At 71.6% G+C, this 21,140-nt stretch carries 11 protein-coding genes and 1 pseudogene; 3 read left to right on the forward strand and 9 right to left on the reverse strand.

The window, feature by feature from the left end:
• The first annotated feature begins 128 nt into the window (after positions 1–128).
• On the forward strand, positions 129–965 hold the full coding sequence (locus OG568_RS21575) for a hypothetical protein (RefSeq protein WP_329532781.1): 837 nt from the start codon (positions 129–131) through the stop codon (positions 963–965).
• A 15-nt stretch (positions 966–980) separates the two neighbouring features.
• Here OG568_RS21575 and OG568_RS21580 read toward each other — a convergent pair.
• The 5 genes and pseudogenes from OG568_RS21580 to OG568_RS21600 all read right to left on the reverse strand — a co-directional run bounded on the left by OG568_RS21580 (position 981) and on the right by OG568_RS21600 (position 11,842).
• Positions 981–2,586: pseudogene (locus OG568_RS21580) on the reverse strand (serine/threonine-protein kinase).
• A gap of 103 nt (positions 2,587–2,689) precedes the next feature.
• A complete protein-coding gene (locus tag OG568_RS21585) occupies positions 2,690–4,369 on the reverse strand; it encodes a serine/threonine-protein kinase (RefSeq protein WP_329532782.1) in 1,680 nt (559 codons plus the stop codon).
• Between the two features lie 119 nt (positions 4,370–4,488).
• On the reverse strand, positions 4,489–6,261 hold the full coding sequence (locus OG568_RS21590) for a serine/threonine-protein kinase (protein WP_329532783.1): 1,773 nt from the start codon (positions 6,259–6,261) through the stop codon (positions 4,489–4,491).
• Between the two features lie 253 nt (positions 6,262–6,514).
• The gene (locus OG568_RS21595; protein ID WP_329532784.1) at positions 6,515–9,364 is read right to left on the reverse strand and encodes a protein kinase; all 2,850 of its coding nucleotides are present in this window, start codon (positions 9,362–9,364) and stop codon (positions 6,515–6,517) included.
• Positions 9,365–9,589: 225 nt separating this feature from the next.
• Positions 9,590–11,842 carry a protein kinase domain-containing protein gene (locus OG568_RS21600; protein WP_329532785.1) on the reverse strand — a complete coding sequence of 751 codons (2,253 nt, stop codon included), beginning with the start codon at positions 11,840–11,842 and terminating at the stop codon, positions 9,590–9,592.
• Positions 11,843–12,026: 184 nt separating this feature from the next.
• On the opposite strand from OG568_RS21600, the gene OG568_RS21605 reads away from it, so the two are divergent.
• Positions 12,027–13,184 (forward strand): serine hydrolase domain-containing protein, encoded by a 1,158-nt coding sequence (locus OG568_RS21605; RefSeq protein ID WP_329532786.1) that lies wholly within the window; start codon positions 12,027–12,029, stop codon positions 13,182–13,184.
• A 154-nt stretch (positions 13,185–13,338) separates the two neighbouring features.
• On the opposite strand, the gene OG568_RS21610 is transcribed toward OG568_RS21605, so the two are convergent.
• Positions 13,339–15,045, reverse strand: coding sequence for a glycerol-3-phosphate dehydrogenase/oxidase (locus OG568_RS21610; RefSeq protein ID WP_266437068.1), 1,707 nt, complete (start codon positions 15,043–15,045; stop codon positions 13,339–13,341).
• 261 nt (positions 15,046–15,306) lie between these two features.
• On the opposite strand from OG568_RS21610, the gene OG568_RS21615 reads away from it, so the two are divergent.
• The gene (locus tag OG568_RS21615) at positions 15,307–16,515 is read left to right on the forward strand and encodes a nucleotide sugar dehydrogenase (RefSeq protein WP_266627649.1); all 1,209 of its coding nucleotides are present in this window, start codon (positions 15,307–15,309) and stop codon (positions 16,513–16,515) included.
• 330 nt (positions 16,516–16,845) lie between these two features.
• Here the strand turns inward: OG568_RS21615 and OG568_RS21620 are convergent, their stop codons facing one another.
• The 3 genes from OG568_RS21620 to OG568_RS21630 all read right to left on the reverse strand — a co-directional run bounded on the left by OG568_RS21620 (position 16,846) and on the right by OG568_RS21630 (position 21,102).
• Entirely contained in the window at positions 16,846–17,970 is a 1,125-nt protein-coding gene (locus OG568_RS21620) for a GuaB3 family IMP dehydrogenase-related protein (RefSeq protein WP_168529730.1), read from the reverse strand.
• A 104-nt stretch (positions 17,971–18,074) separates the two neighbouring features.
• On the reverse strand, positions 18,075–19,580 hold the full coding sequence (guaB, locus tag OG568_RS21625) for an IMP dehydrogenase (RefSeq protein WP_266584907.1): 1,506 nt from the start codon (positions 19,578–19,580) through the stop codon (positions 18,075–18,077).
• Positions 19,581–20,526: 946 nt separating this feature from the next.
• On the reverse strand, positions 20,527–21,102 hold the full coding sequence (locus tag OG568_RS21630) for a sigma-70 family RNA polymerase sigma factor (RefSeq protein ID WP_030571403.1): 576 nt from the start codon (positions 21,100–21,102) through the stop codon (positions 20,527–20,529).
• Positions 21,103–21,140 lie beyond the last annotated feature (38 nt).

Genomic DNA, 21,140 nt, shown 5'->3' on the forward strand with positions numbered 1-21,140 from the left:
GTCCCTTTACTCGCTTGACGTTTACTTGACTCTTACTTCATAGTCCTTTCACCTCATGTACACGGCAGGTATCGGCCACGTTCCCCAACGCGGCCGGTCATGTCCGCACACCGAAGGACTTCCCCAGAATGAAGAGATCCGTGCTGTCGCGCCCGGGCGTCGCAGTGGTCGCGTCGGCACTCTCGCTCGCCCTGGCCACAGGCTGTTCCGACTCCGGTTCGGACTCCGGCTCCGGTGACAAGGCGACCGGCGGCAAGGGGGCGACGGCCACGGTCAAGGCCCTGAGCGGCGCCGAGTTGAAGAAGCGGCTCGTCGGCAAGGGTGACCTCGGCGGGTACCGCTTCGCGGCGGCCGACCAGTCCGAGCGGTTCGCCTCCTCCAAGGAGGAGATCACCGTAGTCGACGACAAGTGCGCGCCGCTCGCCTATGTCCTCACCGGCTTCGCGCCGGGCGACTCGACCGCGTACGTCAACACCATGGCCACGCCGGTGGAGGCCAAGCCCAGCGCGTCCTCCACCAAGAGCATGGAGGACATGACGGAGGAGGAGCTCGACGACGCGCTGAACTCGATCACCGACACCCTGGGCGGGACGGTCACCATCGTCTCGCTCTCCTCGTACGAGGGCGACGGCGCCCAGAAGGCCATGTCCTCGGTCTCCGACGCGGTCAAGGGCTGCGCGGGCGGGTTCACGGCCACGGCGAAGGGCGCGAAGGACGACGCCGAGAAGTTCACCAAGGTCGAGGCCGAGAAGGCCTCGGGCAGCGGCGACGAGTCGGTCGCCTTCGCCGTGACCGGCGTCGCGGACGGTGACAAGATCGTCGTACACGGCGAGGCGGTACGCCACGGCAGCACGGTGGCCACGTACTACTCGATGAACCTGGCCGCGTTCCTCGCCGACGGGAAGCCCAAGGAGTACGGCATCCCCGCCGAGCTCATCAAGGCCCAGGCCGGCAAGCTCGCCTGACCGCTCGTCGCCCCTCTACAACTGGTCGATGCCCAGGTTCGCGATCGCCGTCCTGGCGACTTCACGGCCACGTGCCGTGAAGTCGCCCTTGCCCGGATAGCCGACCGTGAGCTTGTACATGTCGCCCTTGGACGACTTGTAGTAGAAGATCTTCACCTCGCGCGGGCGCGGGTTCTGGCTGTCGGTGGTCGTGTAGGCGACGGTGTTCTCGGCGGCCTGCCTGCCGTGGTATTCCGCGCCCTCCGGGTCCGTCCGCGGGGCCTTGGGCATGCTCAGCTCGTACGCGCCGCTGTCCTTGAAGTCGTCGTTGTCGGCGTACATCTCGGCGGCCGAGGAGTCCTTGATCCGATGGCTCGTGTCCTCGGACTTCTTGACCAGGGTCAGGCCGATCCAGATGCTGCCGCTCCAGTCGGTGTACGTGACCCAGTGCCCTTTGTCCGACGTCCGGTCCGGCGTCGATCTCTGGTAGCCCGCGGGCGCCGCCAGCGTCGCGGCGACGTCGTTCTCGTGGTGCTTCTTCCAGTCGTCGGAGCGGCCCCGCGAAGGGATTCGCGAGCACCAGGTACGCCGCCACCGCCGCCGCGACGACCGCCGCGCCGAGGCCGATGAACAGGGGCTTGCGGCGCACGCGCAGACCCTTGCCGCCCGGACCCGCGATCTGCGCCACCCGCGTCGGCTCCGGGACGGGCGGCGCGGCGGCCTCCTCCAGCAGCCGGCGGAGCCGGTCCGCGCCCGGGCGGCGGGACGGGTCCTTGTCCAGCAGTCCGTTGATCGCCTCCGCCAGCGGCCCGCCTGCCGAAGCGGGCGCCGCCGGGGTGGAGTTGAGGACGGACTGGAGCGTCGCGGGCGTGTTGCTGCGGCGGAAGGGCGACACGCCCTCCGTGACCGCGTACAGGACGACACCGAGCGACCAGAGGTCGGAGGCCGGGCCCGGGCGCTGGCCCAGCACCCGCTCCGGGGCGATGTACTCGGGCGACCCGACGAAGCCGCCCGTGGCCGTCAGATTCGTCTCGCCCTCGATCTGCGCGATGCCGAAGTCGGTGAGGACGACCCTGCCGTGCGGGCCGAGCAGCACGTTGTCGGGCTTGACGTCCCGGTGCAGGATGCCCGCCGCGTGCGCGGCCTCCAGCGCGCCGAGCACCTCCAGACCGATACGCGCCGCCTCACGCACCCCGATCGTGCCCTCCTGGAGGGCGGCGCCCAGCGAGCGGCCCCGCACCAGCTCCATGACGATCCAGGGCTGTCCGTCCACGACCGCGACGTCATGGACGTTCACCACCGCCGGGTGGTCGAGCCGGGCCGCGGCGCGCGCCTCGCGGCGCATCCGCTCGAAGACATTGGCGCGTTCACGCTCGGGAAGATGGTCCGGGACGCGCGGCTCCTTGACGGCGACCTCTCGGTCCACGGTCTCGTCCTTGGCCCGCCAGACCGTCCCCATCCCACCGTGCCCGAGCTTGCCCAGCAGCCGGTAGCGGCCCGCGATGAGCCGCCCGGTGCCGGGCTCGGGGTCAGGGGCGGGCGCGGACTCGACCGTCGGCACCGGGGCGACCCGGGCCGGCGGTTGCAGAACGAAACTCGTCGGCTCGTCGGACCCGTAAGGGACTCCCCCGTTGTTGCTCATGGGTCCATCCCTATCGCGGCACGCTCTCCGGCAGCCAGGCCCGTCGCACACCGGTCACAGACCCGTGACGCGGGCCGCCCCTTATCTCCTGTTTATCTCCCGCCTACGAGGCCACGAAGGTGTCCAGCGCCACGTCGAAGTACTCCTTCGCCTCCGTCATCTTGCCGACCGGCGCCGACACCCACACGTCGTACATCCGGCCGCCCCGCTCCCAGCAGAGGTCGTACGTGTGCCGCGCGCCCTCCGCCTCGGTGAACCCGTTCCAGGTGAACTCCCAGAGCGCGGCGGGCTGTCCGTCGTACGTGGTCGAGGTGACGGTGCCGTCGTGGTAGCCCGGGTTCGTGGACGGCCCGTCGGCGTCGGCTCGCCGCATCACCCCGAGCGGACCGCCCGCCTCGGGGTCGGTCGCCTTGATGCCGAGGCGGAAGGTCTGGCCCGGCGACATGTAGAAGATGCGCTCGCCCTCCGGGTCGCGTGTGAAGCCGTCCGGCACGGCGAGCGAGAACCCGTCCGGGTCATGGACCGTCTGGTAGCCCGAGGGCGCCGTGCTGGAGGCGGCGGTCGGCGTCTGCCGCCGGGTGACGGTGACCGTGGGGGCGGGGCTCGGTGAGGCCGAGGACCCCGGCGCTCCGGGCGCGCTCGGGGAGTGCGACGCGCTCACGGACGTCCCCGGCGCCGAACTGGCGGACGGAGTCGACGTACCGCCCCCACCGCCGCCTCCGCCGTGGTTCACCAGCAGCACCGCCGACACGCCCGCCCCGGCCGCAGCGGCGACCAGCGCCGCGACGACGAGCACGGTCCGCGCCGAGCGCTTCGGCGCACGGCCGGGCGTGGCGGCAGGACGAGGAACCGGCGGAGCGGAGGGGTGCGCGGTCTGCTGGACGGGCGACTTCCGCTTCGGTACGTCCCGCTGGGTGGGCGTGTAACCGGCGGACGCGGCCCGCGGCGTACGGCCCGTCTCCAGGAACGCCTTGAGCAGCCGCTCCGCCTCCACCGCGTCGAGCCGCCGCTCCGGATCGCGCTCCAGCAGCCCCCGTACGACGGGCAGCAGGGGCGCGGCCTGCGCGGGCGGACGGATCTCGTCCATGACGACGGCGTGCAGGATGCCGCCCAACGAGTCACGACGGAAGGGCGATTCGCCGCTCAGGACCGTGCAGAGCAGCGCGCCGAGCGACCACAGGTCGGACTCGGGGCCCGTCCTGACCCCGGACATCCGCTCGGGCGCGGTGTACTCGGGCGAGCCGACGAACGACCCGCTCTCGGTGAGCGTCGTGGCGCCCGCGACCTGGGCGATGCCGAAGTCGGTGAGCACGACACGGTCGGTGCCGGCTTCCATCAGGACGTTGGCGGGCTTGAGGTCGCGGTGCAGGACACCCGCGTCGTGCGCGCGGCGCAGCGCGCCGAGGAGGGCCAGGCCGATCCGGGCGGCCTCGCGCACGTCGACCGGACCGCCGGCGGAGATCCGTTCGGCGAGCGAGCCGCCGTCGATCAACTCCATGACGATGTACGGCCGCTCGGCCTCCTCGACCACATCGTGCACGACGATGATGTGCGGGTGGTGCAGCTGGGCGACCGCGCGGGCCTCGCGCAGGGTGCGGTCGCGCTGCGTCCGGGCCTCGTCGTCGGAGAGCGAGTCGTCGAGGGCGAGTTCCTTCACCGCGACCTGCCGGCCGAGCAGTTGGTCGGTGGCGCGCCAGACGACGCCCATGCCGCCCCGCCCGATCCTGGCCTCCAGCCGGTAACGGCCGGCGATCACGCGGACGTTCTCCCCCTCGGTCCCCATGCGCCCCATCATGCCGCACCGGACGGATCCGCTCCGGGTCCCTGCTCCCGCGATGGCTGTTATCCGGCCTCGTCAGACCAGTTGCGACCAGTTCACGCCCGTACTGCTCCTCCGGCCCGTCAGGTCTTGGGGAGCCAGCCGCGCAGTATCACGTCGAACTGCTGCCGTGCGGTGTCCCAGTCCGCCGCCGGCGCGGACATGTAGATCGCGTACTCGACACCCTCGCGGCTGAGGTACGTCTCCTCGATCGCCCGCCGCTTGCCGGGGAACGGTGTCTGATTCGGCAGCGCGGTCCAGGTGAAGTCCCACAGGGAGCCCGGGCAGTCGCGGAACGTGTTGGACTGCAGAAGCACCTTGCGGTAGTCGGCCAGCTTGGTCAACTGCTGTTCCAGGTCCTGCTGGTGTGCGTACGGAGTGGGGAAGTCCGGCGAGTCGTCGATGGCGATGCGGACGAAGTGCTCGCCGCCGTCGGGCGTGTAGTCGACCTGGCTGCCGTTGGCCTGCCGCTGCCAGGTCTTGTCGGGCAGGGAGATGGTGAAGCCCTCGGCGTCGTCCCGCCGCACCCAGGAGTCCGGTACGGCGCCGGACGGCTCCTGAGTGCCCGAAGTCGCGGTCGGGGTGCTCCCGGGCTTGGTGGTGCTGGGCTTCGCGGTGCCGGACGAGGCGCTGTCGTGCGTGTCTGCGGTCCGTGCGCTGTTCAGATAGTTCATGGCCACGGCGCCGCCACCGCCGATCAGGGTGGTGAGTACGACGGCGAGGGCGATCGTACGACCGCGGCGCCGCCTCCCGGACGCACCCCGGGTGCCGGTACCGGTGCCGGTGCCGTCGCCCATGGCCCCGGGCGCCGGCGCGTGAAGCGTCGGCGTCGCCCCGTGCGCGCCCGATCCGTGCGCCACGGACCCGTGCGACGCCGTCTCGTGCGCCCCCGGTCCCTGCGCCCCCGGTCCATGGGGCGCCGTGCCGTGCGCCCCCGTCCCGTGGGCCGTCCCGTAGGGCGCCATCCGCTGCGCGCCCATCCCCATGGTGCCCGTATCCACGTGCTGCTGCGTCGGCACATACGCCTGCGCCGCGCTCGGCCGGCGCCCCTCCGCGGCCTCGGCGAGCATCTGCTCGGCCTCCTCCGCACCGGGCCGTACGGCGGGGTCCTTGTGGAGCAGCGCGGTGATGACGGGGCCGAGTGGACCGGCGTGCTGCGGCGGCGCGGGCTCCTCGTCGACCACGGCCTGCATGGTGGTCAGCGGCGAGGTCCGCCGGAACGGCGACCGCCCCTCCACCGCCGTGTACAGCGTCGCGCCGAGCGCCCACAGGTCGGCGGACGGACCGGGGTCGTGGCCGCGCACCCGCTCGGGTGCCAGATAGTCGACCGAGCCGACGATCTCGCCGGTGCGCGTGATGGTCGTGTCGCCCTCGACCTGCGCGATCCCGAAGTCGGTCAGCAACACCCGTCGGTCGGAGGACAGCAGTACGTTCCCGGGCTTCACGTCACGGTGCAGTACACCCGCGGAGTGCGCGGCGCGCAGGGCGCGCAGCACCCACACACCGATCCGCGCCGCCTCGGTCGGTTCTATGCGTCCCTGCTCCTTGACCGCGTCGGCCAGCGAGTTGCCCTCGACCAGCTCCATGACGATCCAGGGCCGGTTGTCGTGGTCCAGGACGTCGTGCACGGTGACGACGGCCGAGTGGTTGATCCGGGCGGCGGCCCGCGCCTCGGCGTGGGTACGCGCCAGCAGCACGGCCCGGTCGCTCTCCGTCACGTACAGCGCGGCCGTCAACTCCTTGACCGCGACGGCGCGGTGCAGCACCTCGTCGTGCGCACGCCACACCCGGCCCATGCCACCACTGCCGATGGATTCGACGAGCCGGTAGCGGCCCGCGAGGAGCAGGCCCTGCATCTGATTCACGTTGCCCCGCAATGGTCTTGACAGGGTCAGACTAAAGAGCGGTCCCCGCACAGGGAACCAGCGGGGTCGTACGGAGACCGCACTGTGACGGTTCTCCCTTCCGGGTACGGGCGGGAACTATTCGGCGTTCAGCGATTCATCGGTACGGAATCGAGCCCGCGGAGCGGGTGGGAGGCGTGGCTACGAGGGGCGGCCGCGAGGGTCGGGTACCGGGGCGAAATCGCCGGCCGAGTACGAGACTTGCTCAGCCGGTGACCTGGTACGTCGCCGACGCCTGCTCGTACAGCCTCGTGACCTCGTCCCGTTCGGCCTCCGGGCCACGCACCTGCACCACGTGGTAGTGCCCGCCGACGACGATCGCGAGATTGCGGACGTACAGTGACTGCCCGGCGGAGCTCTGCCAGGTGAACTGGCCCTCGGCCATGGTCCGTCCGCCCACGTCGATCCGTCGCATCCCGCTGGACGTGGCCCAGGTCGAGTCGCGGAACGGCTGCAGCTCGCTCTCGGTCTCCCGCTGGTACGTCAGTGGATCGCTGCCGTACTTGCTGGTGCTGTCCCGTCCGGGTACGACGATGAGCTCGAAGTCGCCATGGGAGTAGACGACCTGGCCACGCCCGTTCTCGGGCGTGCGGTTCCAGCCGTTGGCCACGGCGATCTGGAAGCCCTCGGAGTCCTTGCGCAGGGTGAAGCCCTGGGCGACCGTGGGGTCGTTGGACTGCGAGGTCGTCGAACCGGCGCCGCCCGAAGGGGTCGTGTCCGTGCCGGGAGAGGTCTGGTCGGGGCGCGGCCGGCTGCTGGCGCTGCCGTCGGCTCCCGTGCCCGCGGTGTTCCCTGGTGCCGGGCTCACCTGCCCGGCGGAGCCCGTCCGTTCGCCGTTCGCGTCGCTGTTCGCGTCGGTCTTCTTCGGCATGAAGACCATCGCGTACGCGACCGCCGCGACCAGCAGGAGCAGGACCAGCAGAAGCAGGTTCCGGCCCAGCTTGCGGGGCTTGGCCGGGCCCGTCGACCTGGCCGGCCTCGGCTGCCGGTCGGGCCGGTCGTGTTTGGCGCGCTTGTGGCGGGCGTGCGCGCTGGTCGCGGGCAGTCGGGCCCGGCGCCTGCGGACGAGCTCACCCCTGCGCCGTACGATCGGCAGCCTGCTGGGGTCGACGGGCGGCGCGGCGACGACGTGCGCACCCGCCTCGGGCTCCGGCGCGGACCGTACGAGCGAGCGCAGCCAGCCGCTCAGCTCCTCGAAGTCCAGCCGCTCTGTGGGGTCCTGACGCAGCAGCGACTCCACGACGGGCCGCAGCGGCCCGCACTCCTCGGCGAACGCGGGCGGCTCCGCGCACACCAGCTGTACCAGCTCCGCGGTGTTGTCCTCCGGGTAGGGCGCGTGCCCCTGCACGGCCCGGAAGAGCAGTGCGCCCAGCGCCCACAGATCCGTCTGAGGGCCGATCGGCGCCGCCAGCTGCCAGTTCTCGTGCACCGGACCCGCCTGCTCGGGCGCCCATCGCTCGGTCACCGGACCGACGACGGCCATCCGCGCCTGCCGGGCCCGCTCCGCGGCGAGCGCGGTGGCGGGACCGCGCCGCGGGGGCTCACCGGCGACCAGCTCGTCCCAACGGCCGTTGGGGGGCGGGGCGGGGGTGGACTGCTGTCCGGGCACGAGGGCGGGGGTGCCGTGGTTCTGGAGGCCCTGGGTGCCGTGGGGGACCGGGGGGACCGGGGTGCCACGGTGGCCGCCGCCGTGTCCGGCCGCGGGGCCGGGGAGCGCCGGACGCCCCTGACCGCCGTTACCGCCAGGACCGGGGCCACCGAATCCGGGGCCGTCGACGCCAGGGCCGGTGCCGGTACCACTGCCGGTTCCGGGGTGGGGCTGCGTGCCGGGCCACGCGCCGGGGCGCCCGGCACCGTACGGGTCTGCGATCTGACCGGGGGGCGGGGTCTGGGGCCGCTGCTCCGCACCCGGCCCGGAGCCCTGGGCCCCCGGCGCGGAGCCGTCGGCCGGTGGGGCGGGACGGGGCGCGGGCAGTGCCGCCGGGCCACCCCGCTGCTGTTCGTGCACGCGGGCCGCGGCCCGCGCTCCGGCCCGGTAGGCGGCGATGGCCCCGGCCCGGGCTGCCCGGGCGTCGCCTCCGGCCTCCAGCGCCCTGCGCGCCAGGGCCGCCCCGCCGTCGGCGGGCGGCTCTCCTACGGGAGTGGCGTTCTCGGCCCGCGCCTCGATCGCGGCCCGCCGCGCGGCCTCGGCATCGGCCCCCTGCGCACTGGCGACCACCGCGCCGAACGAGGCTCCGGAACCCGTGCCGGACGCACCACCGGCTCCCACGCCGGGCGGACCTCCGGCCACTCCACCGGGCGCGGCACCGGGCGTACGAGCGGCACCACGCGGGACGCCGACAACCGGGCCGGGACCCGTACCCGCTCGTGAATCCGCACCGGCACCCGCGTGGGGTGAGCCAGCGCCCGCGCCCGTCTCACCCCCGGGATCCTCGAAGTCCCGTACCGGCACCGGGTCGTACCCGCACAGGGCCTCCTCCGCGGCGCCGGCCGCCAGGCCGGTCAGCATCACACGGCCGTCGTCGCAGACGAGCACCGTGCGCACGGTGATGTTCCGGTGCACCCATCCGTGTGCGTGCAGCACCCGCAGCGCGGTCAGGACGTCCGCGGCGACCTCGGCCGCCCGATAGGGGCTCAGCGGCTTCTCGGCGAGCAGCGCGGCCAGCGGCCGCGCGGGCACCAACTCACTCACTATCCACAACGACCCGCCTTCGGCGAACACGTCGAAGACCTGGTCCAGCCGGGGATGGTCGGGAATCTGCGCGGCGGCCTGCGCCGCCTCGATCGCGCGCCGTACCGCGGGTTCGGTGGGCCTGCGTGTGGTTCGTGCGGAGGCGCGCCGCGCCCCGCCGTCCCGCGCGACGAACCCCTCGGGGAGCCCGTCCGCGTCGAGCATCTCCGCCTCGACGACCTCCGGCAACGGCACCTGCCGGACGAGGACTTCCTGTCCGCTGTAGGTGTCGAAGGCCCGGCTCTCGGCGAGTTCGTACTCGTCGGAGGGCGGCAGCGGCAGGCGGTAGCGGTCGGCGAGTACCCGTCCCGCATAGTCGTCCACGATGCCTCCCCCGGCCGCCCGGTGGTCAATTCCGTTCGCTTCGCGGCCCGTTACGGCTTCGTACGGTCCGCAACCACTCACGATACGTGCCGGAGGCAACCCGCAAAGTCGGGATGCGAGATGTCATCGCCCCGTGACCGACCCCTACAACAGACACCCCGGGCGAACCGGCCCGAACCTCACGACATGGGCACGTGCCTCATGCGATGGGTTCGGGCCCATGCCTCACGACTTCGGCTGGAACGTCGCCGTCAGCGTCTTCCAGGTGTCCTTGCGCAGCTGGCTGTCCCAGTCGGAGGCCTTCGCCGTGTACATCAGCCCGTACCCGAGGTGATCGTTCACGACGAACCCGCGGTCGATCGACCGGTACTTCGTGCCACCGTCCTGATAGGTGAACTCCCAGTCGGCCGTGTTCCAACCGCGATAGTTCACCTTCTCTATGCGCACCCGCTTGTACTGCGAGCGCACCATGTACCCCTCTTGGTTCTTCCAGTCCGCCACGGGGTCGCTCTTGGGCGTGGTCGTCCAGCCGACGAGGAGCTTCTGCCCGTCGGGACCGGTGAACCGGGCTCCCGCGTCATCCGTCGACTGGTACTTCCACCCCGCGGGCAGCCCGATCTTGAACCCCTGGCCGGCCGTGTACGTCTTCACGTCCGTGGAGCCCGAGGAGCCCGACTCCTTGCCGTCGCCGCTGGTCCCGTTGGTCCCGCTGGTCCCGTTCGTGGTGGCGGCGTCGCCCGACGCGTCGGTGTCCGGCGTGCTGCCCGAACTCCCGTCCGCGGCCGACCCCGTGGCACCGTCGTTCTTGTCGCCGCTGTCGGTGTGAGAACCGGTGGTCGCGCCCTTGCCGCCGCTGCCCGCGGTCACCCCGCTGGACGCGGCCGCCTTGGTGTCGCTGCCCTTGCCGCTCTTCGAGCCGTTGTCGTCACCGCCACCGAGGGTCAGGGCCAGCACGGTCCCGATCACGGCGAGCGCCACGACCACCGCGATGATCACCAGGGTCCGCCGCGGCACCACATCGGTGAGCGGCGCCCGCGGCACGGGCCGCGGCGGCCGCTCGGGCGCCACGGGCCACCCGGAGGCAGGCTTGGCCGTACTGGTGGTGGAACCCGCGGAACCTGTGGAGCCCGCGCCACCCGAACCCGCTGCCGCGCCGTCACGCACGCCCGGCTTCGGGGAACCCCCGGCCGCCTTGGCACCCTGACCGGGCGCGAGCGCCCCGGACTTCCCCGGGGCCGCGGCGGGCTTCGACACATCCGCGCGCGGCGGAGCCGGGGGAGCCGCCGGATCCTTCGGAGCGACCGAAGCGGCCCCCGCCACTCCCACCGAACCGGAAGCCGCGCTACCGCCGGCGCCTCCCGTATCGCCCGTCCCGCCCGCGGTACCGGACTTCGCACGGGCCGTCGCCGCCGCGGTGGCCGCCGCCGTGGCCGCACCCGCGGCTGAGGCAACCTTCCGCACCGAACGCAGCGCCCCGCGCAACCGCTCCCCGGCCTCTTCGCCCCGCTTGGCCCCGGAACCGCCCGAGCCGCCCGCACTCTGCTTGCCCGCGCCCTCGTCCGGCACCGGCGGCAGCGTCACGACCTTCGTCGCGTCCACCGGCTCCGGCACGGTCTCCTTGGGCTCGGGGGCGTAGACCACCTCGCTGAGCATCGCCCGGGCGCGCTCGTTGTCGAGCCGCTGCTCGGGGTCCTTCGCGAGCAGCCCGTAGATCACGCTCTCCAGCGGGCCCGCGTTCTTCGGCTGCTCCACCGGCTCGGTCATCACCGCGGTGAGCGTCGCGATCGCGGAACCCTTGTCGTAGGGCGGCACACCCTCGACCGACGCGTACAGCAGCCCGCCCAGCGACCAGAGGTCGGCCGCGGGGCCGGGCTTGTGCCCGCGCGCCCGCTCCGGCGAGATGTATGAGGGCGCGCCCACGAGCATGCCCGTCGAGGTGATGGACGGGTCGCCCTCGACCTGCGCGATACCGAAGTCGGTCAGCACGACCCGGCCGTCGGTGGAGATCAGCACGTTCGACGGCTTCACATCGCGGTGCAGGATGCCCTCGCGGTGCGCGGAACGCAGCACGTCGAGTATCGCGATCCCGACCTCGGCGGCGCGCTTCGGCGTAAGCACGCCGTCCTCGCGGATGACCTCGGCGAGGGACTTGCCCTCGACGAGCTCCATCACGATCCACGGCCGGTTGTCCTCGTCGACCACGTCGAAGACCGTCACCGCGCCGTTGTTGCGAATCCGCGCGATCGCCTTGGCCTCACGCAGGGTGCGTGTGATCAGCCGCCGCTTCTCGTCCTCGTCGATGCTCGACGGGAACCGCAGCTCCTTGACGGCGACCGTGCGGCCCAGCGTTTCGTCCTGGGCCCGCCACACCGTGCCCATGCCGCCGCGGCCGAGAACATCTCCCAGCCGGTACCGCCCGGCGAGGAGACGTTCGCTCTTGTCCTGACGGGATGCTCCCGCCCGCTCCGCCTCCGACATGCGTCCCCTCATGCAACCCGCCCTGACAGAGCCTTCATTGTCCCTCACCCGACAAGCGCTCAGCGCCCAGGGGGCCCTTCGGCCGACAACCACTCGGCAACCGGCACGCCCCTCACCTGCGAACCCCCCTCTCATACGCACAGGTCCGTCCCCCATGATGTGCCGCAACAAGGAAGGAACGCCGATGCCTGCGCGCCGGACACCTCGGACACTCCTGGTCATACCCGTGTCCCTGGCCGTCCTGGTCCTGGCCCCGATCGGTCTGCTGCGCCTGCTGCCGACCGCCGCTCCTTCCCCCTCCGCCATGTCCCCCGCCCAACACACGCTCCGGTCCGCGGCCCCGACGGGCTCACGCTCCCCCACCGCCCCGGCAACGGACGCCACCCGTGCCTTCCGCCGTCTGCTCCCCCTCCTCGTCACCCGCGGCAAGGTTCCCGCCGCCGCGCTGCTCGCCAGTGACGCCTCCGGCTCACGCTTCGCACGCGCCGGCGACGGCATCGCCCGCGGCGACCACTTCCGCGCGGGCAGCATCACCAAGACGTTCATCGCGACCGTGGTGCTACAGCTCTCCGCCGAGCACCGGCTGTCCCTGTCCGACTCCCTGGACGCTCACCTCCCGGGGCTGGTGCGCGGCGCGGGCAACGACGGCCGACGTCTGACACTCCGCTCCCTGCTCACCCACACCAGCGGTCTGTACGACTTCACCGACGACACCAAAGGCGCCGTCCCCCTCACCCCGCTCCAGGCCGTCCGCATCGCACTCGCCCACCCCCCGACCGCCCGCGGCCGCTTCGCCTACTCGAACACCAACTTCATCCTGCTGGGCATGGTCATCCGCCAGGTCACCGGCCACTCGTACGCCACCGAGGCCGAGCGCCGCATCATCAACCCCCTTCGTCTGACGGGCACCTCCTTCCCCGGCGCCCGCACCTCGCTGCCCTCCCCGCACGGCCGCGCCTACTCCGCCGACGGCTCCGACGTGACCGCGCTCGACCCGCGCGTGGCCGGCGCGGCGGGTGAGCTGGTCACCACGCTCGCCGACCTGAACCGCTTCTACGCGGCCCTGCTCGCGGGCGACCTGCTCCCGCCCCGCCAACTGCGCGAGATGCTCGACACCCGCACCGCACACGGCCAGTACGGCATGGGGCTGTATCCGGTGAAACTGTCGTGCGGCACCACGGTGTGGGGGCACGACGGCCATATCTCCGGCAGCTACGTGCGTACCGCGGCCACCGTCGACGGGCGTCGTGTCCTCACCTTCCGGGTGAACACGGACGGGATCCAGGACCCCGATCTCGAACCCTCCCTGCTCGCCGCCGAGTTCTGCCCCCGCACCCAGTAGAACGGGCAGGTTTCGAGCAAAGATCCCAGGTCACTACACCCGTTCGAGTGACATTCACGGGACCGGGCAGGCCCCGCCGCCAGCGGAACCCGGTCGGCGCCCGCCCGATGTCCGATCGGCGCGACGCCCGATGAGCGCGGCACACGGCCCCCGATCAGCGCGGCACGATGTCCGGCGCCCCCAGCCGCGCCGCGTCCGCCGTCAGATCGTCGGGCTGACGCTGAGACTCCCGCTCCGCCTCCACCCGCTTCTCGTAGTGCTCGACCTCGCGCTCGATCTGGTCCTTGTCCCAGCCGAGGACCGGCGCCATCAGCTCGGCGGCCTCGCGGGCACTGCGCGTACCCCGGTCGAAGGTCTCGATGGAGATGCGGGTGCGCCGGGTGAGCACGTCGTCCAGGTGCCGGGCGCCCTCGTGCGAGGCGGCGTAGACGACCTCGGCCTTGAGGTAGTCCTCGGCGGCCGGAAGGGGTTCGCCCAGCGCGGGGTCGGCGGCGATGAGCTCGAGGATCTCCTCGGCCAGCACACCGAACCGATTCAGCAGGTGCTCCACACGGACCACATGGAGCCCGGTGCGCTGCGCGATCCGCGCCCGCGCGTTCCACAGCGCCCGGTATCCGTCGGCCCCGAGCAGGGGGATGTCCTCGGTGACGCATTCGGCGACCCGCTGGTCGAGGCCGTGCACCGCCTCGTCGACCGCGTCCTTGGCCATCACCCGGTAGGTCGTGTACTTGCCGCCCGCCACGACCACCAGTCCCGGCACCGGGTGGGCCACGGTGTGCTCGCGCGAGAGCTTGCTGGTGGCGTCCGACTCGCCCGCGAGCAGCGGACGCAGTCCCGCGTACACGCCCTCCACGTCGTCACGGGTCAGGGGCACCGAGAGCACCGAGTTCACATGCTCCAGCAGATAGTCGATGTCGGCGCTGGATGCCGCGGGGTGGGCCTTGTCCAGGTTCCAATCGGTGTCCGTGGTGCCGACGATCCAGTGCCGCCCCCAGGGGATCACGAAGAGGACGGACTTCTCCGTGCGCAGGATCAGGCCCGTCGCGGCGTTGATCCGGTCCTTCGGCACGACCAGGTGGATGCCCTTGGAGGCCCGTACGTGGAACTGGCCTCTCTCGCCCACCATGGCCTGGGTGTCGTCGGTCCACACGCCCGTGGCGTTGACGATCTGCCGGGCGCGGATCTCGTACTCCCCGCCGCCCTCGACGTCCTGCACCCTGGCGCCGACCACACGCTCACCCTCGCGCAGGAAAGCGGTCACACGGGCGCGGTTGGCGACCTTCGCGCCGTACGCCGCCGCCGTGCGCACCAACGTGGCCACATAGCGGGCGTCGTCCACCTGCGCGTCGTAGTACTGCAACGCGCCGACCAGCGCGTCCTTCTTCAAGGCGGGTGCTATGCGCAGGGCGTGGCGGCGCGTCAGATGGCGGTGGGTGGGCAGTCCGCGTCCGTATCCGCTCGTCACCGACATGGCGTCGTACAGCGCGACGCCCGTCCCCGCGTATATCCGCTCCCAGCCCTTGTGCTGGAGCGGGTAGAGGAAGGGCACCGGCTTCACCAGGTGCGGTGCGAGGCGCCCCAGGAGGAGTCCGCGCTCCTTCAGGGCCTCGCGCACGAGGGCGAAGTCGAGCATCTCGAGGTAGCGCAGGCCGCCGTGGATCAGCTTGCTGGACCTGCTGGAGGTGCCCGACGCCCAGTCGCGCGCCTCGACCAGGCCCGTGGACAGGCCACGCGTCACGGCGTCGAGCGCCGTCCCCGCGCCGACCACACCCGCGCCCACCACCAGCACATCCAGCTCACGCTCGGCCATTCCCGCCAGGGACTCGGCGCGCTCCGCCGGCCCCAGTTTCGCTGTCCTCACCGCTGCCTCCCGCTGTCTGTCGCGCTGGCCGCACCTGTCCGGCGACGCCCGGCTCACGTCCCCCTGTCCCAAAGTCTGACGGCGATGTCCGTCATCGGCCACCACGCGTCCTCAGCCTGTGGACAACACTCCCGGAAACTCGCCCGCCCAATACCGCAAGTCGGTCATATTTACTCCTAGTCTGACATTGCGCTCGTCCGTTCTATCCACAGGGCTTGCGCACCTGTCCCGCTTCGGTTACTGGGAAGGACGGCCCACGCCATGCCCGCAGATCTCGCCGTCATCGGACTCGGACATCTCGGCCTGCCCCTGGCCCAGGCCGCCGTCGCCGCCGGCATCCCCACGCTCGGCTACAAAACCGGGCCGGAAGGCGGCTCACTCACCCCCGCCGAACTGCGCCGGATGCTCTCGGGGGGCTTCCGGCCGACCACCAACCCCGCCGAGCTCGGCCGCGTCCGCACCGCCGTCATCTGCGCCCCGACCCCACCCGGCCCGGACGGCGCCCCCGACCTGGGCCAAGTGGCCTCGGCCGCCCGCACCCTGGCCGAACGGCTGCGCCCGCACACCACCGTGATCCTGGAGTCGCCGGTCCACCCCGGCACCACCGAGGACTTCCTGCGCCCGCTCCTCGAAGAGGGCTCGGGCCTGCGCGCGGGGCGCGACTTCCACCTCGCGTACTCGCCCAGCCGCGTCGATCCCGGCAACCGCGACTTCACCCCCGCCAACACCCCCAAGGTCATCGGCGGCCTCACCCCCGCCTGCACCGAGTCGGCGGCCACCTTCTACGGGCGCCTCACCGACAAGGTCGTACGCGCGCGTGGCCCCCGCGAGGCGGAGACCGTGCAACTCCTGGAGACCAACTACCGGCACGTCAACATCGCCCTGGTCAACGAGATGGCCGTGCTCTGCCACGACCTGAACGTCGACCTGTGGGACGTCATCCGCTGCGCCGAGACCAAGCCGTTCGGATTCCAGGCGTTCCGGCCGGGACCGGGCGTCGGCGGCCACGGCATCGCCCAGGACCTCACGGGCCACTCGGGCCGCACCCTCCGGATGGTCGAACTGGCCCAGCACGTCAACAGCCACATGCCGCAGTACGTCATCCAGCGTGCCGCCACGCTCCTCAACGAGCACGGGAAGTCGGCCCGCGCCGCGCGCGTGCTCCTCCTCGGCGTCACCTACAAGCCCGACCTCGCCGACCAACAGAACTCGCCCGCCCGCGAGATCGCCCTGCGCCTGATGGAGCTCGGCGCGACCGTCAGCTACCACGACCCGCACGTCCCGGCCTGGAACGTGCTCGGCCGCCCCGTCCCGCGCGCGGACTCCCTCTACGAGGCCGCCGCCGACGCCGACCTCACGATCCTGCTCCAGCAGCACCGCACGTACGACCTGCAGGGACTGTCGGTGAAAGCACAACTGCTGCTGGACACCCGCGGCGCCACGCCCACGGGGGCGGCGCACCGGCTGTGAGCCTTCTCCGCGAGATCTCCACGCGGGAATCCCACCATGCCGAAACGGCCCACCGGTTGAACCGGCGGGCCGTTTGAACGAGCATTTGAACGAGCAACTGAATTACCTGGCCGAGTGCTCGTAGCGGTAACCGATCGCCTTACGAGCCGTCCCCTTACCCACGTCCTTGCCGGTAATCTTGCTGTACACGCTGAAGGAGTAATCCTCGTAGAGCGGGTACGCCTTCAAGGTCCCGAACTTGCCCCTGGGGACATTCCAGCTACCCGCCATGCTCTTCGGGGCTCGGACCGGGCGGGAACCGGACCGAGCCCCTCGGCTCACTCGGCGGCCCTAGCGCTTGTGCTGGGAGTCCGCGACCGTCACCTCGACGCGCTGGAACTCCTTGAGCTCGCTGTAGCCGGTGGTGGCCATGGCGCGGCGGAGGGCGCCGAAGATGTTCATGGAACCGTCGGGGATGTGCGAGGGCCCGGTGAGGATCTCCTCGATGGTGCCGACGGTGCCGAGGTCGACCTTCTTGCCGCGCGGCAACTCCTCGTTGACCGCCTCCATGCCCCAGTGATGGCCCTTGCCGGGCGCGTCGGTGGCGCGGGCCAGCGGAGAGCCCATCATCACCGAGTCGGCGCCGCACGCGATCGCCTTGGGAAGGTCACCGGACCAGCCGACACCGCCGTCCGCGATCACGTGCACATAGCGACCGCCGGACTCGTCCATGTAGTCGCGGCGGGCCGCGGCCACGTCGGCGACGGCGGTCGCCATCGGGACCTGGATGCCCAGCACGTTGCGCGTGGTGTGCGCGGCGCCGCCGCCGAAGCCGACCAGGACACCGGCCGCGCCCGTGCGCATCAGGTGCAGCGCCGCCGTGTACGTGGCGCAGCCGCCGACGATCACCGGGACGTCGAGCTCGTAGATGAACTGCTTCAGGTTCAGCGGCTCGGCGGCACCGGAGACGTGCTCCGCCGAAACCGTCGTACCGCGGATGACGAAGATGTCCACGCCCGCGTCGACGACGGCCTTGGAGAACTGGGCCGTGCGCTGCGGCGACAGGGCGGCCGCGGTGACGACGCCGGAGTCGCGCACCTCCTTGATGCGCTGCCCGATCAGCTCCTCCTTGATGGGAGCGGCGTAGATCTCCTGGAGGCGGCGGGTCGCGGTGTCCGCGTCCAGCTCGGCGATCTCGTCGAGCAGCGGCTGCGGGTCCTCGTACCGCGTCCACAGTCCTTCGAGGTTCAGTACGCCCAGGCCGCCCAGCTCGCCGATGCGGATCGCGGTGGCCGGGGAGACGACCGAGTCCATCGGGGCGGCCAGGAACGGCAGCTCGAAGCGGTAGGCGTCGATCTGCCAGGCGATCGAGACCTCCTTCGGGTCTCGCGTACGGCGGCTCGGGACGACGGCGATGTCGTCGAAGGCGTACGCCCGGCGGCCGCGCTTGCCGCGCCCGATCTCGATCTCAGTCACGTGTGTGGCCTTTCCCTCTTCGTTTCTGCGCCTCCCAGTATCCCCGACACCTACGACAAGGGCGGCCCCGGAACCTCCGGGACCGCCCTCATGTGCGTGTACGGCTAGTCGTTACGGCTGTAGTTCGGCGCCTCGACCGTCATCTGGATGTCGTGCGGGTGGCTCTCCTTGAGGCCCGCCGAGGTGATCCGGACGAACCGGCCCTTGGACTCCATCTCGTCGATGGTGGCGGCGCCCACGTACCCCATGGTCTGGCGCAGACCGCCGACGAGCTGGTGCAGCACGTTGGCCAGGGGGCCGCGGTAGGGCACCTGGCCCTCGATGCCCTCGGGTACGAGCTTGTCGTCGGAGGCCACGTCCGCCTGGAAGTAGCGGTCCTTCGAGTACGACCTGCCCTGGCCCCGGGACTGCATGGCGCCGAGGGAGCCCATGCCGCGGTACGACTTGAACTGCTTGCCGTTGATGAAGAGCAGCTCGCCGGGCGACTCCTCACAGCCCGCCAGGAGGCTGCCGAGCATCACCGTGTCGGCACCGGCGGCCAGCGCCTTGCCGATGTCGCCGGAGTACTGCAGACCACCGTCGCCGATCACCGGGACACCCGCGGCACGGGCCGCGAGGGCCGCTTCGTAGATGGCGGTGACCTGCGGGACGCCGATGCCGGCGACCACACGGGTCGTACAGATCGAGCCGGGACCCACGCCCACCTTGACGCCGTCGACGCCGGCGTCGATCAGGGCCTGGGCACCGTCACGGGTGGCGACGTTGCCGCCGATCACGTCGACGTGCACGCTCGACTTGATCTTCGCCATCCAGTTGAGCGCGTTGCTGTTGTGCCCGTGCGAGGTGTCGACGATCAGGAAGTCCACCCCGGCCTCGGCCAGCGCCTGAGCACGCTCCAGTGCCTCGGGGCTGGCGCCGACGGCGGCACCCACCAGCAGGCGGCCCTCGGCGTCCTTCGCGGCGTTCGGGTACTTCTCGGCCTTCACGAAGTCCTTGACCGTGATGAGGCCCTTGAGAACGCCCGCGTCGTCGACCAGCGGAAGCTTCTCGATCTTGTGGCGACGCAGCAGCTCCATGGCGTCGGTGCCGGAGATGCCGACCTTGCCGGTGACCAGGGGCATCGGCGTCATGACCTCGCGCACCTGGCGCGACCGGTCGGTCTCGAAGGCCATGTCGCGGTTGGTGACGATGCCGAGCAGCTTGCCGCTGCCGTCGGTGACGGGGACACCGCTGATGCGGAACTTCGCACACAGCGCGTCGGCCTCGTTCAGCGTCGCGTCCGGGTGCACCGTGATCGGGTCGGTGACCATGCCGGACTCGGAGCGCTTCACGAGGTCGACCTGGTTGACCTGGTCCTCGATGGAGAGGTTGCGGTGCAGTACGCCGACGCCTCCCTGCCGGGCCATGGCGATCGCCATGCGCGACTCGGTCACCTTGTCCATCGCCGCGGAGAGCAGCGGGATGTTCACACGTACGTTGCGGGAGATACGAGACGAGGTGTCGACCGCGTTGGGCAGCACCTCGGAGGCGCCCGGCAGCAGCAGCACGTCGTCGTAGGTCAGCCCGAGTGTCGCGAATTTGGCGGGCACTCCGTCGACGTTGGCAGTCATGACACCTTCCCCAAATGGCCTTGATCGGTGCGGATGTCCATGCTAACGGGAAGCAAGGCTCTCTCATTCCATGGTTCGGATCGCCCTCGGGCTTCGTAGGTTCGTACGGGCCGGGTGGCGACGCCGTTCAGTTGTGGGCCGGGCCCGGTCCCTGGGGGCCTTTTCAGGGGCGGCGAGGGAATCCATGGTGTCCGTTCTCACCCTTACGGAAAGGGTCTCACCTCCACGGCGAGGGACAGCCATCGCGGCCCAGCAAGGACCGCGGACCCCGTCCGTCGGACGAAAGCCCTCACCCGAACCGGCCCGCCGTCCCCGAAACCCTCACCGGAACCGGCCCGCCGTCGGGCCGCATCCCTCATGCGAAGCACCCCGCGCTCCGGGCCGAGCCCTCGATGCGAGGCAACCCGCCCTCCGGGCCGAGCCCTCGATACGGGGCGCCCGAGCCCCGGGCGAAACCCTGGACCGGGGGAACCCGGCGCCCGGACGAAGCCCCGGGCCTGGGGGATTCCGGCGTCCGAACGAAGCTCTCTGGGCTCGGGGATCCCGGCGTCCGAACGAAAGCCTGGCCCCGGGAAACCCGGCGCCCGGACGAAGCCCCGGGCCTGGGGGATTCCGGCGTCCGAACGAAGCTCTCTGGGCTCGGGGATCCCGGCGTCCGAACGAAAGCCTGGCCCCGGGAAACCCGGCGCCCGGACAAAACCCTGGCCCCGGGGAACCCAACGCCCGAACGAAAACCTGGCTCCGGGAGACCCAACGCCCGAACGAAAACCTGGCTCCGGGAGACCCAACGCCCGAACGAAACCCCGGCCGGGGAAATCTCGGCGCCCGGGGCAAGTTCTCCGCCCGCGGGAGCCGTCCCTGGGCGAAGCCGCCGCCCGGAGAGACCCGGTAACGGCGCTCGAAGCCCCGACCGCCGGCCCGATCACCGCCCCGTCGACCAGCTCGTCTACTGCTCCGCCAGTGCCCGCAACCGGCTCAGCGCGCGGTGCTGGGCCACCCGTACGGCGCCTGGTGACATTCCCAACATCTGGCCCGTCTCCTCGGCCGTGAGGCCCACCGCGATGCGGAGCAGAAGCAGCTCGCGCTGGTTCTCGGGGAGGTTGGCCAGGAGTTTCTTGGCCCACTCGGCGTCGCTGCTGAGGAGGGCGCGCTCCTCCGGGCCGAGGGAGTCGTCGGGGCGCTCGGGCATCTCGTCCGAGGGAACCGCCGTCGAACCGGGGTGGCGCATCGCGGCGCGCTGCAGGTCAGCGACCTTGTGCGCGGCGATGGCGAAGACGAACGCCTCGAAGGGGCGCCCGGTGTCCTTGTAGCGCGGCAGTGCGAGGAGCACCGCTACGCAGACCTCCTGGGCCAGGTCCTCGACGAAGTGCCGCGCATCGCCCGGAAGCCGGGAGAGGCGGGTGCGGCAGTAGCGCAACGCCAAGGGATGTACACGCGCGAGCAGGTCGTGCGTGGCCTGCTCGTCGCCGTCGACCGCGCGATGGACGAGCGCACCGATCACCGTCGTCTCGTCGTCGCGCATCGGTCCATGGTGCCTTGGCGTCGTCTTGTCCGTGGCAC

Origin of the sequence: Streptomyces sp. NBC_01450, from assembly GCF_036227505.1 — a bacterium.
Taxonomy (GTDB): domain Bacteria; phylum Actinomycetota; class Actinomycetes; order Streptomycetales; family Streptomycetaceae; genus Streptomyces.